This window comes from Ignatzschineria sp. LJL83, assembly GCF_054871845.1.
Genome location: NZ_JBTXLY010000001.1, coordinates 448,255 through 463,195 on the forward strand (window position 1 = coordinate 448,255; position 14,941 = coordinate 463,195).

Here is a 14,941-nt window from a genome sequence, read left to right on the forward strand (position 1 = left end):
TGAAATGAATAAAATAGAGATCCCTTTATTAAGTTTTGGATTATGGCGTCATCAGGAAAAATGGTATCTTTTTTTTTCTAGTACGGAAAAGAAAGGGATTCCTCAAGACTTTGATCAAATATTGGTATTGGGGTGGGGTAAAAAGCGAAGCGGGATTCGAGCAGAGAAAATCGCGAAAAGCTGTACCAATAAAGGTTTTATTTTAATAGAAGATGGCTTCCTTCGTTCTATGGATTTGGGCGTGAATGGCGAAGATCCGTTATCACTTGTGGTGGATGATTTAGGAGTTTACTACGATGCGACGAAGCCTTCTCGCTTAGAGGCGATGATTTTAGATCAAGATGCTTTGCAGCATTCGCTTTCTGATGGAGAAAAGGCACTTGCTTTAGTGGTGGAAAATCGTTTAACGAAATATAACCATATTTTAGAAGGCATTCCACAATCTCTTCAAATAGATACATCTAAACCGCAAGTATTAGTGATTGATCAGACTTTTGGCGATATGTCTCTGCTTTACGGTGGTGCTACGTCGGCAACGTTTACAGAGATGCTGAATGCTGCAATTGCAGAAAATCCGTTGGCGGAAATTTGGATTAAGGTGCATCCAGATGTGCTTGCCGGTAAGAAGCAGGGGCATTTTGCAGAATTTTTGACGATGAAAAACGAAGCGCCAGAAAAGTACCAGCATATTCACTTTTTAGTGGAGGATATTCATCCGCATTCTTTGATTGAAAAGATGGATAGAGTGTATGTCGCAACGTCGCAAATGGGATTTGAGGCATTATTACTTGGTAAAGAAGTGATTACTTTTGGTTTGCCGTGGTATGCCGGCTGGGGATTGACGGAAGATCGAAATGCCGGCATTACAAAGCTTCAAGCAGAAGGGCGAAGAGAACCTCGAACTTTATTAGAGCTCTTTACGGCAAGTTATGTGCAATATTGCCGGTATATTAATCCTTTTACGAGTGAACGCGGTTCGATTTTTGATGTCATCGAATATCTCATCATGATGAAGCGCCGAGAAATGTTACTACAAGGGGAAATCTGGATTGCCGGACTTTCTTGGTGGAAACGCCGGATAATGAGTCCTTTTCTAAAGACAACGGGAAACCAACTTCGATTTTTTAAAAATCCGAAAGCATTACAACAAGCGTATATAGAGATTCATCAAAATCAGGGTAATGATCATACCCATAAGGATAGTAATGACCATATTGATAGAAACACTAATAACAATATCCGACTTCTACTATGGGGAAAGAAGTTTCCGGAATTAGAAACTTGGGCGAATCGGGAGAATCTTTCGGTATTAAGAATGGAAGATGGCTTTATTCGCTCGGTAGGGCTTGGCTCAAATTTAGTTGCGCCGAGATCGCTTGTGATTGATGATTTAGGAATCTATTTTGATGCGAGTAAGGTATCTCGATTAGAGCATATATTAGAAAATACGCATTTCACGGAAGATTTGCTGAAACGTGCAGAAGCATTACAAGCTCAGTTAGTGGCGGAAAAGGTCGGGAAATATAATGTGGGTTCTTATGAAATCACAGATATCTTTCCAAAAGATCAAAAGATTTTTCTTGTGCCGGGGCAAGTGGAAGATGATGCTTCTATTCAAACGGGAACTCGGGATATTTCAACAAATTTAGGTTTATTGAAAGAAGTTCGCCGGCAAAATCCGAAAGCATACATTATCTATAAACCGCATCCAGATGTCGTGAGCGGCAATCGGATTGGGGAAATTGCCGAGAATGAAGCGCTGAAATACGCCGATATTATCATGCCGGAAACAGATATTATGGCGCTCATTGAAAAGTGTGATGAGCTGCACACAATGACATCCCTTGCCGGCTTTGAAGCTCTGCTTCGTGGTAAAAAAGTGCATTGCTACGGCATTCCTTTTTATGCCGGCTGGGGATTAACGGAAGATCGACATCGGTTAGAAAATCGTAGATTGCGAAAACTCATACTAAGTGAGCTGATTGCCGGCACGTTACTTCTATATCCTGAATATCTCAATATCAGTACCGGAAAACTCACAAACGCCGAAACAATACTTCAATCTTTGGCAAAAGAGCGAGAATTACAAACGAATAAGTTGAAAAAATCAACGCTAAAAACCCATTGGCCAGCACGTAAATGGAAGCAGTTACAAGGATTAATGCAAACTCTTAAATGGTAAATTGTAGAAATAATATTCATTAGAGATATTCATTGACGATATTTATTAGAATTCAGTATGAGTATATTGAGATAACACCGGTAATTGAAAAATTATCGGTGTTATCATATCGGGTAATTATTCATTAAATGCTTCGATTTTATATTAATCGACATCAGAAAATACGAAAAACAAGAGCATAATTAACATGACGAAAATTAGAAAAGCAATATTGCCTGTTGCAGGGCTTGGAACACGTTTTTTGCCGGCAAGTAAGGCGATTCCGAAAGAGATGGTCACCGTTGTGGATCGTCCTGTGATTGATTATGTGGTGCAAGAGGCGGTAAATGCCGGCATTGAAGAGATTATTTTGGTAACGCATCCTTCTAAAGCGAGTATTGAAAATTATTTTGATAAAAATTTTGAGCTTGAAACGATTCTTCAAGAGAAAAACAAGCTCGATATCTTAGCGGAAATTGAAGCCATTATTCCACCAAATGTAAAAGTAATGAGCGTTCGACAAGGTGCACCATTGGGTTTAGGACATGCGGTATTATGTGCAAAGCCACTCGTGGGAAAGGAACCTTTTGCCGTCTTATTGCCGGATGTATTGGTTTACAACGGACAAGATTCTCAGTTTTCAGATAATGATTTGAAAACGATGATGACGCAATTTGAGAAAGCAGGACATGCACAAATTATGGTGGAAGAAGTGCCAAGTGATTTAGTCGATCAATATGGCATTGTGGATGTTGCGGAAGCACCGCTAAAAGGTGAAAGTATTCAGATGCAAGGGATTGTCGAGAAACCAGCGATTGGTAGAGCGCCTTCCAATTTATCGGTAATTGGCCGTTATATCTTGCCGGCAAGCATTATGGAACTATTAGAAAAAACGCCAAAAGGCGCCGGCAATGAAATTCAGTTAACCGATGCAATTGCCATGTTGCAGCAAGAATCGGCGGTTGATGCCTATCGTATGCATGGAAAAACCTTTGATTGCGGTAGTAAAATTGGCTATTTAGAAGCAATTTTACATTATGGCGTTTCGCATCCTGTTTTAGGCTCTGAGTTTAAAAAGATGGTTCAAACCACTTGCGATTCGATGAATGATTAACATATGAAGTTGTCTTGAATTGAATCGGGATATGATCGGATTTGGATCACACCAGAAACGGTTTTAGATATTTATGATTGAATATTTGTTATTAAGAATATATCTGAATACATCGTTTTCTTTGGGATATTTCCAAAATATATTTTAGGATATCAATAGATGCAAATAGCTATTTTAGGATCAACGCTTCAAGCAGGGGTATTATCTCTACTTTTTGCGGAATGTGGTAATCAGGTTTTCTGGGTAATGAATGATCGATCTGATCAAACAATTGATTATCAAGATAGAGAAATTAACTATCGTCTAAAAGAGATGATTGAAAAAGGTAATCTGCAACTAATTGATATTGAAGATCTTTCTAATGACGTAGAATGTTATATCTTGAGTTATGCAGCAGATCAAGAACTACTAGCGATCAAATCGCTTCAATCTCTGCCGAGAAAAGAGTCCTTCAAGAGCCGGATGATGATTAACGGTTCTACCTTTGGTCTTCATGGAACGGCAAGATTACAAGAAGCGTTGATGCAGGTATCTCTAATGTCATCATCTGATGTTTCGGAAAAACAAGAGCAAGAACAAGCTTCCGACAATTGGGTCTATTTTCCAGATACTTTGCAGGAAGGAAGCGCTATCGATAGCTTCTTAAATATGAAGGAAGTGGTGCTTGGTGTATCAAGTGCGGAATCTCAGAGATTACTCAAGGAGCTATTGCGTCCTTTTTATCCTCTTGATAATCAATATCTGTTTATGCCCATTCTCGATGCGGAATTTACAAAGCTCAGTATTTCGGGAATGTTGGCAACCCGAATTAGTTATATGAATGATTTAGCAAATGTCGCTGAATCGTTAGGGATTGATATCTTAAATGTGAAACAAGGACTTGCGGCAGATTCTCGAATTGGAGCGACTTACCTTTCGCCGGGAGTTGGATTCGGTGGAGAAAATTTCTCTCATGATATTTTAATGCTGACAGATGAAGTTTCCAAAGTTGGCACAAAAAGTAAGTTACTTTCTCAAGTATGGGAAATTAATGAAGCGCAGAAAGAGCTGGTTTTTAGAAAGCTCTGGAAATTTTTTGAAACAGATCTGAAAAATCGAGTGATTGGCATTTGGGGCGCTTCCTTTAAAGAAAATAGTGCCAGTAGCTACAATTCGCCGGTGCATAATTTATTACAGGCGCTTTGGTATCAGGGTGCGATTGTAAAGTTGCATGATCCACAATCTTTGCCGGAGATTGAAGAAATCTATGGGAAAAGAGAAGACCTGATTATTTGCCATGATAAATATGACGTGATTGAAAATGCCGATGCGCTCTGCGTTTTAACCGCTTGGACGGAATATTTCAGCCCTAATTATTCTCTTTTGTTACAAGAGATGAATATTCCGTTGTTGCTCGATGGCCGTAATATTTATGACCCAAGTTATATGAAATCTCTTGGTTTTATCTACGAAGGAATTGGCCGATAATGAAAGAGATAGAAAAACAAGCGCATTACAAGATGCATGCAGATGAAGCGTTACAGGCGTTGAGTGAGGAATTTAAAGAGAAACATCTCACGGCAATTTTTCAGGAAGATCCTAAAAGATTTGAGCATTTTTCCCAAGAATTAGAAGAGTTACTCTTTGATTATAGTAAGCAGAGATTAGATCAAAATGTGCTAAATGCGCTCGTGGAATTGGCAGAAGAGCGGGATTTATCACAATGGATTAATCGTCTTTTTAGTCAAGAAAGGGTGAATCAGAGTGAAAATCGAGCGGCGATGCATTGGGCATTGAGAGCGCCGAAAGAAGCATTAAGCAATCTCCTTGATAAAGAAGAAGTTGCCGGTGAGATTGAAGCAACGTTTGAAAAGATGACGAATTTAGTCACAAAAATCCATGCCGGACAATATCGCGGTGCTACAGGTGAAGTGATTACAGATGTGGTAAATATCGGCGTGGGCGGATCTGATTTAGGGCCACTTATGGCAACAACGGCATTATCAGATTTTGAAGTGAAAACGGTAAAGCCATTAGGGATTCATTTTGTTTCAACGATTGATGGCAGCCAACTTTCAGATCTTCTTTATCGATTACGCCCAGAAACAACGCTCTTTATTATCTCTTCTAAATCGTTTGGCACGATTGATACATTAACGAATGCAGAAACTGTTCGGCAATGGCTGTTTAAAGCGTTAGGTGATAGCCCCATTACCTTAAAAAATCACTTTATTGGCGTTTCGGCGAATCATGACGCAATGACAAAATGGGGCATTCATGAAGATCATCAATTGCAATTATGGAATTGGGTGGGCGGACGATACTCACTTTGGTCATCCATTGGATTACCCATTGCGCTCCTCATTGGTGTTTCAGGATTTCGCGCCTTTTTAGATGGTGCTTACTGCATGGATCAACATTTTTGGGAAGCACCCTTTGAGCGTAATATTCCGGTATTATTGGGCTTGATCGGCATTTGGAATAGTAACTATCTTGATATGCAAACCCATGCAATCTTGCCTTACGATGGCAGGCTTAAATACTTTGCGAGCTATTTGCAACAGCTAGAAATGGAATCGAATGGGAAATCGATTAATCGGGAAGATGAAGTCATTGATTACACAACATGTCCGATTATTTGGGGAGAAGTTGGGCCAAATGCGCAACATGCTTTCTATCAGCTTTTGCATCAAGGAACACATTCTGTCAGTGCAGATTTTATTGCGCCGATTGAGCGTTATAATAGGGCGCAATTTACTTATCATGAAAATTCAGAAGCGTTAATTGAACAGCATCAATTATCTCTTGCTAACTGCTTGGCGCAATCAAGATTATTAGCTTTTGGCAATGAAGTAGATGAAGTGAAGCTTCAAGCGGTAAAAAATCAAGAGGATTGCGGAAGCACTTCTGCATTAAGAGCAAAAATGCAATATGAAGGGAATCAGCCAAGTACAACCATTTTAGTGAAAGCCTTAACGCCGAAAACTCTTGGTATGCTCATCGCTCTATATGAGCACAAGGTGTTTGTGCAATCGGTGATTTGGAATATTAATCCTTTTGATCAGTGGGGCGTTGAGAAAGGGAAAGAGATCGCCAATCAATTATTGCCGTTATTGTCGGGAATGGATGAGGTAGAATTTTCACAATTAGATTCTTCTACGCAGGGGCTCATTCTCATGTTACGGGAACAGGACTAACTCATAATAGGTGATGAGTGTTAAAGAAGCATTTATAGATTTTTAAATTAGGAATCAAGTATTTTATTAATAGAAGGAGGTAGTCAGAAATCAACAGAAAGGAATAAAAAAATCATGCAAAATAAGATAATTTTAGTAACTGGTGGTGCAGGCTATATTGGTTCACATACCTGTTTAGAGCTTTTAGCTCATGGTTTTGAAGTAATTGTGCTTGATAACTTATCGAATAGCTCCAAGATTGCACTACAACGAGTAGAAAAGCTATCTGGAAAATCTTTAACCTTTATTAAAGGAGATATCCGAGATTCAGCTTGTTTGGATGTCTTATTTTCAGAGCATAAAATTGATGCAGTTATTCACTTTGCCGGTTTGAAAGCGGTGGGTGAAAGTGAGAAAGAGCCATTAAAGTATTTTGATAATAATATTTCAGGCTCTATTTCTCTTATTAAAGCGATGGAAAAAGCAGAAGTATTTCATATGGTCTTTAGTTCTTCGGCAACGGTATATGATGAAGCGAATCCTTCTCCCTTAGAAGAAACAATGCCGACAGGAATGCCCTCAAATAACTATGGTTATACAAAATTAATCGCAGAACAGATGTTAGAAAAAGTGGCTATTGCCGATACAAGATGGTCTGTGGCACTGCTACGTTACTTTAACCCGATTGGTGCGCATCAAAGCGGGCTAATTGGAGAAGATCCTCAAGGGATTCCCAATAATTTAATGCCGTATATTACCCAAGTCGCTGTCGGTAAAAGGGCGGAGCTTTCTATTTTTGGTAATGATTATGATACGCCGGATGGTACAGGCGTTCGTGATTATATCCATGTGGTTGATTTAGCAAATGCTCATCTGTGTGCATTGAATAATCGCTTAGATAATAGTGGATGCCGAGCTTGGAATATTGGTACGGGTGATGGCACCTCTGTATTAGAGATGAAAAACACGTTTGAACAGGTGAATAGTATTCAGATTCCTTTTAGTTTCGCTCCAAGACGAGCAGGAGATGTTGCAATCTCGTACGCAAACAATGGAAGAGCTATTGATGAGTTAGGCTGGAAGCCTCAATATGGTTTAAAAGAGATGTTACAAGATAGCTGGCGTTGGCAATCAACGAATCCTGAAGGCTATCAAGAAGATTAATCACTAAAAGTAAAAGAAAAGGTGCTACTCAGAGAGTAAGCACCTTTTTATCATAGGTTGCATAGGGATAATGATCTATTAATCCTATTCAACCAGCAGTTTTCATTTAAGAATTTTGAATGAGTGCTGTGAGTTCATCAATATAGTGTTGCATCGGTTTTGGCGATTTTCCGGCATCTGATTCAATGTTCAGGCGCAGAAGTGGCTCGGTATTCGATGCGCGAACATTAAAACGCCACTCCCCAAAGTTTAAGTTGATGCCATCTGTGGTATCAAGTTCAGGATTTTGTGGTTGATAATGTTTAAGGATTGCCTCAATGGTCTGCTTGGAATCTTTTACGGTAAAGTTAATTTCACCACTGCATGGAAATGCCGTAATCATAGAATTCACAAGCTCTGAAAGCGGTTTCTTCGTAGAAGAGAGTAGGTTCACTACCAATAACCAAGGAATCATCCCGCTATCGCAATAAGAGAAATCTCTAAAGTAATGATGTGCGCTCATCTCTCCACCATAAACGGCATTGTGTTCACGCATCGCATCTTTGATAAATGCATGACCTGATGTGGATTGAATCGCTTTCCCTTTAAATTCTTCGGTAATCGCAAGCGTATTCCAAATAAGTCTTGGATCATGCACGATTTTCTCATTGGGCATTTTGGTCAAGAATGCTTGTGCAAGAAGCCCCACGATATAATATCCTTCGATAAATGCGCCGGTTTCATCAAAGAGAAAACATCTATCAAAATCACCATCCCATGCAATGCCCATATCGGCTTGATGTTCTAATACGGCATTTCTTGTGCTATCGCGATTTTCAATGAGAATCGGATTAGGAATCCCATTGGGGAAGGTGCCATCTGCTTCGTGATGGATTTTAATAAATTCAATGGGAATGTTCAGCGATTGAAAGCGAGCTTCTAAAGCATCAATCACATGCCCCGCAGCGCCATTACCGGCATTGACGACGAGTTTTAAAGGACGAATCTGATCGATATTAAGATACGTCAGAAGATGCGATACATATTCCGGCACAATATCGTAAGAAGCAGTTGTACCTTTTTCCGTAATGGCTCTGAACTCTTCGCTTTCTACAAGATCACGAATCTCTTTTAAGCCACTTTCCATACCGATTGGGCGAGCATCTTCTCTGACGAGTTTTAAGCCGTTATAGTCGATAGGATTATGGCTTGCAGTGATCTCAATGCCACCTTGAACATCTAAATGAAATGCGCCGAAATAGACTTCTTCCGTTCCTGTCATTCCAAGATCGAGTACGTCAACGCCGGCATCGTTTAAACCACGAATAAGTGCTTGCTTTAAACCTTCACTGCTTAAGCGAATGTCTGCGCCCACAACGATGGTTTTGGGTTGATAAATATCGCCGTAAGCACGACCAATTTTATAGATGAGCTCTTCGTGAAGCTCGCTTCCCAGTTTTCCGCGAATGTCGTAAGCTTTAAAGCAAGTCAAGGTAGACATGTTGAATTTCCTATTGTTGAGATTGTGAAAAATGATAGTAAGTCGATAACACTGCTAAAACTACTAATACCGATAAAAACAGATTCAAATTGCGCTTATTATAATGAATCCTACCTAGAATGGGAAAAGAGCGAGTAATTATTCCGGTAGGATTTTTGGTTTTCAGCTAGAATATTTTCATTCTCACAATTTTGAATAAAAAGAAAAACCGTAACATCTTGTAAGATAGAGAAAATGGATATCTGAGAGTTGTTTCAGCTTTATAATGAGAGGAATAAAAATCCCAAAAGCCTTAAGAATCATCAAAAAATCACCAAAAAAATCATCTAACACATTTGATAACAACTCGATAACAGTTCGATAATGACCAAAAGAAGGACGTAAAAAAATGAATAGCAAAACGCTTTTTTTAGCGGGATATGCGCGTTTGCCACAAGGAATGGCGGCGAAAACAGTGTTTGAATCAATGACAATTACTGTTGAGATTGAACCTAAATATGGTGTGATTTTATCGGCAGATTGCACGCTGATTACGGAACTTGGACGGGATTTTATTGGGAAACTTCTTCGGGGTTATAGTTTAAATGATGGGATTGATGTGATGATTGAGGCTATTAACGATAGTTATCGTGGAAAAGCGACAAGCGCATTGATTGCCGCACTTCGAGATTTAGAGCATCAATATCAAAACGTGAAGAAGCGATAATTCAAAGGCGATAATGAAAAATTCTAGGCTAGAGTTTTTTGAAGTCAGTATTGATATAAATTGAAGCAAGTAGAAACATATTGATATTCCGATACAGAATAAAATCAGGAATCAGGAATCAGGAATCAGGAATCAGGAATCAGGGAATAGAATAGGGCGGTTTTGCAGAACATTTTTTGTATTGTTACCTGAAATTGTTCTTCAATATTGAGAATATTTGTGACATTTGTGAAAAATAGACATTTTTAGATGTTTTTCATGAAGTGAGTTATTTTTATTGATAATCAGTTTGTTAGAGGTTTTTCTGATCGCTTTCCTAACAGTTGAATATGAAAATTTGATGACGATTGGGGATAAATTCAAAAAAAGAGTTGGCAAAGATTTTAGTTGCATGCTACATTCTAACAACAGTATCAATCAGCGTCGTGCAGAGCAGTTACCACTGTTCTTTCCCACTACCGATTACGTGATACAAAAGAATTTAAGAGCTGTTAATAATAGTAACTGCCAAACCATTCGGAGATCGTTTAGCCACGACACATGAGAATGGATAAACCAGTGAACAAAAGACTATGGATGTCATGATATATCCCGGATGCCGGCGTATATATTTAAAATCATAGTTCATGTTCTCTGGTTTTTTTATTGCCTAAAGAAAGTTGAAAAACAAAGCTGAGAAGCAATAAAAAGTGAAGATCGTTAATAGCTCAAAACAAATTTTAAGTAGTAAACAACATTAAAAAAGATTGAAATTAAAATACATTACAACTATAGAGCGCTAGGGGAAACCGGTTGCTCGCAAAAATTGGAGAATTAAATATGTCTAAGTATATTCAAAAAAATGACAAAATCGAAGTAGATTACAATCCACAATCTAAACGTATTTTAAACATTAAGTTATCGAAAGAAGTGGTTGCGAACTTCTTAAACCGTATTCGTGAAGAAGGTATTGGTGTTCAGCATCTTGAATATACGCCGTATGAGCGTCAAGTGATTGCGAGCTACTTAGATGAAGAGATCGGTAACGAGTTCGGCAATATGCTTCGTAACATTATCAATGATCGTGAAACAGGCGGCTTTACAATTGGTGTTGAAGGCGTTACTGAAGATACAGATGAGTATGTAATTTTCTCTACAGCGATTGCACATTTAGTAGGAATCTCAAACTTTGACTCAATGACGGGCAAATACTATGCACGTTTCCAAGTAAGAGATACTGACAGCAGTGACTCTTATCTTCGTCAAGCATATCGTCTCTTCACAATGCACACAGATGGTACATTTGTGAGCGAAGCGACAGATTGGCTCTTGATGATGAAAATGATCGAAGAGAATGCAGTAGGTGGCGAGAGCCGTTTACTTCACTTAGATGATTGGGCAGAGCTTGATAAGTTCTACAAGAGCCCATTAGGTGAGCACAAGTTCCAATACATTGCGCCACCAAGTAAAAATGTTCAAGAGATCGTATTCCGTAAATTGTTCTTCTTGAAAAACAATAAACCATGCATCTGCTTCATCGACCAATTTGCATATCCTGAAACAATTGAAGAAGCGAAATTCTTAAAAGAACTTTCACAATCAATCGAATCAGAGAAAAACGTGGTTGAGTTAGCATTGCCGGTAGGTAGTTTAGTTGTACTTAATAATGAATTCTGGATGCACGGACGTGCAGCATTTGAAAAAAATCCTAACTTGAATCGCGAGCTTCTCCGTCAGCGCGGTCATTTCTACGAATAATTCAAATAAAAGGCATTTAGCTGTTAAGGACAACAAAAAGATAGATATAACTATGAGTTAAAAAGAAAGAAATCGCTGATATTTATGTCTAAAAGGAAAGCCTCGATGTGAAATCATCGAGGTTTTTTTATCTTTTTTGCGATTCAACAGTGATTGTATCAATGAATTGTATTCATGGATTAATTCAATGGTTGATAGTATTACTTTGAATGCTCTGAATACGCTGGAAAAAATAATTTTAGTACAGGAATCTTTATCAAGGGCGATAAGAACCACGTTTGTAGATTACCAAAATATCGAAGGTTTTTGATTAAAGTCATAGGAAAGAGTAGTGCTTTGACTAAAGATTTATAAGGATTTCAGCATTCAAAAAAAGGTTGCGAAGATATTGGGCGGGAAGCGGATAAAAAAAATCTGTTAATTGTTTGAAAGTAGGTCTTGATAGTTGAGTTAAGAATTGTCAATACGCCACTTGGATAGTTTTCAGGAAGTCTTTGATTTCTTATGTTTTTCATTTTATTTGTGTTATATATTCAGTGTAAGATTATATTTAAATTAGTAATTATTTAATATAAAAATTTATAAAAGCTTATAAAATATTTTTAATCTTCAATATCAATTTAAAGACGAGATTTAAATACAAAATTTAGAGCAGATTTCAATATCAAATTTCAATATCAATATTTCAAAGGAGTGAAATATGAAGAGAGTGATTAAATGGCTGATTGTCATTGGGATCATCGGATTTATTGCCGCTTATGCCGGTTCAATGTGGATTATGAAATCCCGTAAAGCGCCGGAACCCAGTAATGCTTCCAATGTACAATATGACCAAGATTTGATTCAAAAAGGGAAATATCTCACAAGGCTCTCTGATTGTGCGGCATGTCACTCTGTACCGGGAGATGCACCTTATTCCGGCGGTTTAGCGATGCAAACACCATTTGGGGCAATCTATTCCACCAATATTACGCCAGATGCCGAAACAGGGATTGGAAATTACACGCTAACGGAATTTGTGAATGCCGTAAAACATGGCGTGAGAAAGGATGATTCGCCGCTCTATCCGGCAATGCCATATACTTCCTACGCCATTATGCCAGATGAAGATTTAGAAGCGATTTACGCATATTTCATGACATCTGTGCCGGCAGTGAAAAAGCACAATGGCGCAAGTACCTTTCCTTGGGTGATCAGTATGCGTTGGCCGGTGGCATATTGGCAATTCTTATTCTCTCCGCAACGTGAGTTCACGCCCAATCCTAATTTGAACGAGATTGAAAATCACGGCGCCTATATTGTGGAAGGACCTGGGCATTGCGGTGCTTGTCATACGCCACGAGGAATTGCATATCAGGAAAAAGCGTTGTCCAATGATTCAGAACTTTACCTTTCAGGTGCGTTAATTGATGGTTGGAGAGCAAAAAGCTTGCGAGGCGAAGCACAAGGTTTAAAACTGTGGAGCGAAGCGGAAGTGAGTGAATTCCTCAAAACAGGACGTACCGATAAAGTGATCGCATTTGGAGCGATGGCGGATGTTGTGGAGCATAGCTCGCAATATTGGAGCGATCAGGATTTGGAAGCGACAGCAGCCTATTTAAAACAGCTCACGCCGGCACCGGATAAGATATTAGAATTGCCGGAAAAAGTGGATACGACAACGGATCTTCTCCTTTCTGGTAAATATCGTGATCCCGGCGCTATTTTATATGTAGAGAATTGCTACACGTGTCACCGTTTAGATGGCGAAGGCGTTCCGAGAATTTTCCCGGCGCTCAATCTCAATAGTGCGGTGCTTGCCAATAATGCGCAGTCTATTATTCAAATCACGTTAGAAGGTGGAAAAATGCCCTCAACGCCGGCAGATCGCATGGCGTTTACAATGCCGGCATTTAATCATCTAAGTGATGATCATATTACGGAAATCATCAATTTTATTCGTAATAGCTGGAATAATACGGCGCCGGAAATCACGCCGAAAGATGTGGCTGAGATGCGCAAATTCCTTCGCAATAAAGCACCGAATATTACATTAAACTAAGGGAGAACAGGAATATGAAACGAGATATGAAATTCAATATTGCGATGGCGCTTCCCACGAATTTTCAAAAGAAGATGTTATTCTCTCTTATTGCCGGAATGCTCGCTATTTCAACGGTTGCGACCACAGCATTTGCCACGGAATATACAGAATCTGATCCCGAGCGTTTTGCAATGACGACTAAAGAGGGCGAGGATTTAGGGTGGTATACAGTGCCTTCAGATTTGGAGATTTTAAAAGAGCCTAATGCCGATGAGATTATGTATGGAAAGCTCATTTTAAATGAAACGAAGCGCATATTGCCGGACAATGTTGGGGCAATGATGAACTGTAATAGCTGTCATACGGATCAAGGGAAAGAGAATTACGGCAATCCTTACATGACAACGTCTCATCAATATCCAAAAGTGATGCCAAGATCTGGGAAGATGACAGATTTAACGATGCGCATTAACGGCTGTTTTCAGCGTTCCATGAATGGAAAACCGTTGAATCCTGAATCGAAAGAGATGAAGGCGATGATTGCGTATATGGATTGGCTCAGTCAATCGCAGCCGGCAGATGCAAAGGTAAATATCGTGAACGCAGGTCCAATCGATGAGAGTTTAGTGCCAGATCCTGTGAAAGGGCAGGTCATTTATGCGGCGCAATGTGCGACGTGTCACGGCAATCAGGGCGAAGGTTTAAAAGATAAGCGCGGAAATATTATCTTTCCACCACTTTGGGGGCCAGAATCTTTCAATATCGGTGCCGGCTTAGCACGTACTTATAAAGCGGCAAGCTTTGTGAAATACAATATGCCGATGTCGGTTCATAAAGAGGGTGCTTGGGGGCAAGGGAATGTCTTAACGGATCAAGAAGCTGTGGATGTTTCTGAATATTTCACGCATCTCCCAAGACCTGATTTTGAAGGGAAGGTCAACGACTGGCCGAATGGTAATAAACCGAAAGATGCACGTTATTAATAGATTTTATAATGTTTAGGATGGATGTTAAACAATACGCCTAGGTAGATAAAATTGGACTAGATATGTAAATGATCATCATAAAAGTAAGGAACTAAAAGGAAAGAATGATCAATATCAATTAATATAAAGTATTGTCAATAACCTATTGTATTGTTGGAAAGATTATATCATATTGTATATGCATCCCTATTGAGCACCTCGTTACTAGGCTTTGTCCCCCCGAGGTGCTTTTTTTTTGTGTTAAATTTAGGATTGGATAAATTCTCTTTAATATATCTCTGAAATATTAGGGTCTGTTGAACATTTGAAATAAAAAAATAGAGAGTTGTAAAATGTAATCGCCAGAAAACAATACAAACTCTCTATTTTATGCCCCAAACATTACTTAATGATCAGCTTTGGTTGAAGCTAAAGC

The 14,941-nt window shown here is 39.0% G+C and carries 10 protein-coding genes; 9 read left to right on the top strand and 1 reads right to left on the bottom strand.

Features of this window, described 5'->3' with window-relative positions; translation table 11 throughout:
- Window positions 1-4: 4 nt before the first annotated feature.
- The 5 genes from ACYSN2_RS01810 to galE all read left to right on the top strand — a co-directional run bounded on the left by ACYSN2_RS01810 (window position 5) and on the right by galE (window position 7,594).
- Entirely contained in the window at window positions 5-2,182 is a 2,178-nt protein-coding gene (locus tag ACYSN2_RS01810) for a capsular polysaccharide biosynthesis protein (RefSeq protein ID WP_461748535.1), read from the top strand.
- A 187-nt stretch (window positions 2,183-2,369) separates the two neighbouring features.
- Complete coding sequence (gene galU, locus ACYSN2_RS01815; RefSeq protein ID WP_461748536.1) at window positions 2,370-3,275, top strand: UTP--glucose-1-phosphate uridylyltransferase GalU; 906 nt, start codon at window positions 2,370-2,372, stop codon at window positions 3,273-3,275.
- Between the two features lie 159 nt (window positions 3,276-3,434).
- Window positions 3,435-4,742: a UDP binding domain-containing protein gene (locus ACYSN2_RS01820; protein WP_461748537.1), complete on the top strand. Its 1,308-nt coding sequence runs from the start codon at window positions 3,435-3,437 to the stop codon at window positions 4,740-4,742.
- Window positions 4,742-6,451, top strand: coding sequence for a glucose-6-phosphate isomerase (pgi, locus tag ACYSN2_RS01825; RefSeq protein ID WP_461748538.1), 1,710 nt, complete (start codon window positions 4,742-4,744; stop codon window positions 6,449-6,451). Before ACYSN2_RS01820 ends, pgi begins: the two co-directional genes overlap by 1 nt.
- Window positions 6,452-6,565: 114 nt before the next feature.
- Window positions 6,566-7,594, top strand: coding sequence for a UDP-glucose 4-epimerase GalE (gene galE / locus ACYSN2_RS01830; RefSeq protein ID WP_461748539.1), 1,029 nt, complete (start codon window positions 6,566-6,568; stop codon window positions 7,592-7,594).
- A gap of 106 nt (window positions 7,595-7,700) precedes the next feature.
- Here the strand turns inward: galE and ACYSN2_RS01835 are convergent, their stop codons facing one another.
- The gene (locus tag ACYSN2_RS01835) at window positions 7,701-9,074 is read right to left on the bottom strand and encodes a phosphohexomutase domain-containing protein (RefSeq protein ID WP_461748540.1); all 1,374 of its coding nucleotides are present in this window, start codon (window positions 9,072-9,074) and stop codon (window positions 7,701-7,703) included.
- Between the two features lie 388 nt (window positions 9,075-9,462).
- On the opposite strand from ACYSN2_RS01835, the gene ACYSN2_RS01840 reads away from it, so the two are divergent.
- From ACYSN2_RS01840 to ACYSN2_RS01855, 4 genes are all read left to right on the top strand, one after another.
- Window positions 9,463-9,780: a DUF3870 domain-containing protein gene (locus ACYSN2_RS01840; protein WP_461748541.1), complete on the top strand. Its 318-nt coding sequence runs from the start codon at window positions 9,463-9,465 to the stop codon at window positions 9,778-9,780.
- 819 nt (window positions 9,781-10,599) lie between these two features.
- Window positions 10,600-11,517, top strand: a complete 918-nt coding sequence (gene glaH / locus ACYSN2_RS01845; protein ID WP_461748542.1) for a glutarate dioxygenase GlaH — start codon at window positions 10,600-10,602, stop codon at window positions 11,515-11,517.
- Between the two features lie 700 nt (window positions 11,518-12,217).
- Entirely contained in the window at window positions 12,218-13,558 is a 1,341-nt protein-coding gene (locus tag ACYSN2_RS01850; protein WP_461748543.1) for a c-type cytochrome, read from the top strand.
- Window positions 13,559-13,656: 98 nt separating this feature from the next.
- Window positions 13,657-14,523 carry a c-type cytochrome gene (locus tag ACYSN2_RS01855; protein WP_461748561.1) on the top strand — a complete coding sequence of 289 codons (867 nt, stop codon included), beginning with the start codon at window positions 13,657-13,659 and terminating at the stop codon, window positions 14,521-14,523.
- The last annotated feature ends 418 nt before the right edge of the window (window positions 14,524-14,941 follow it).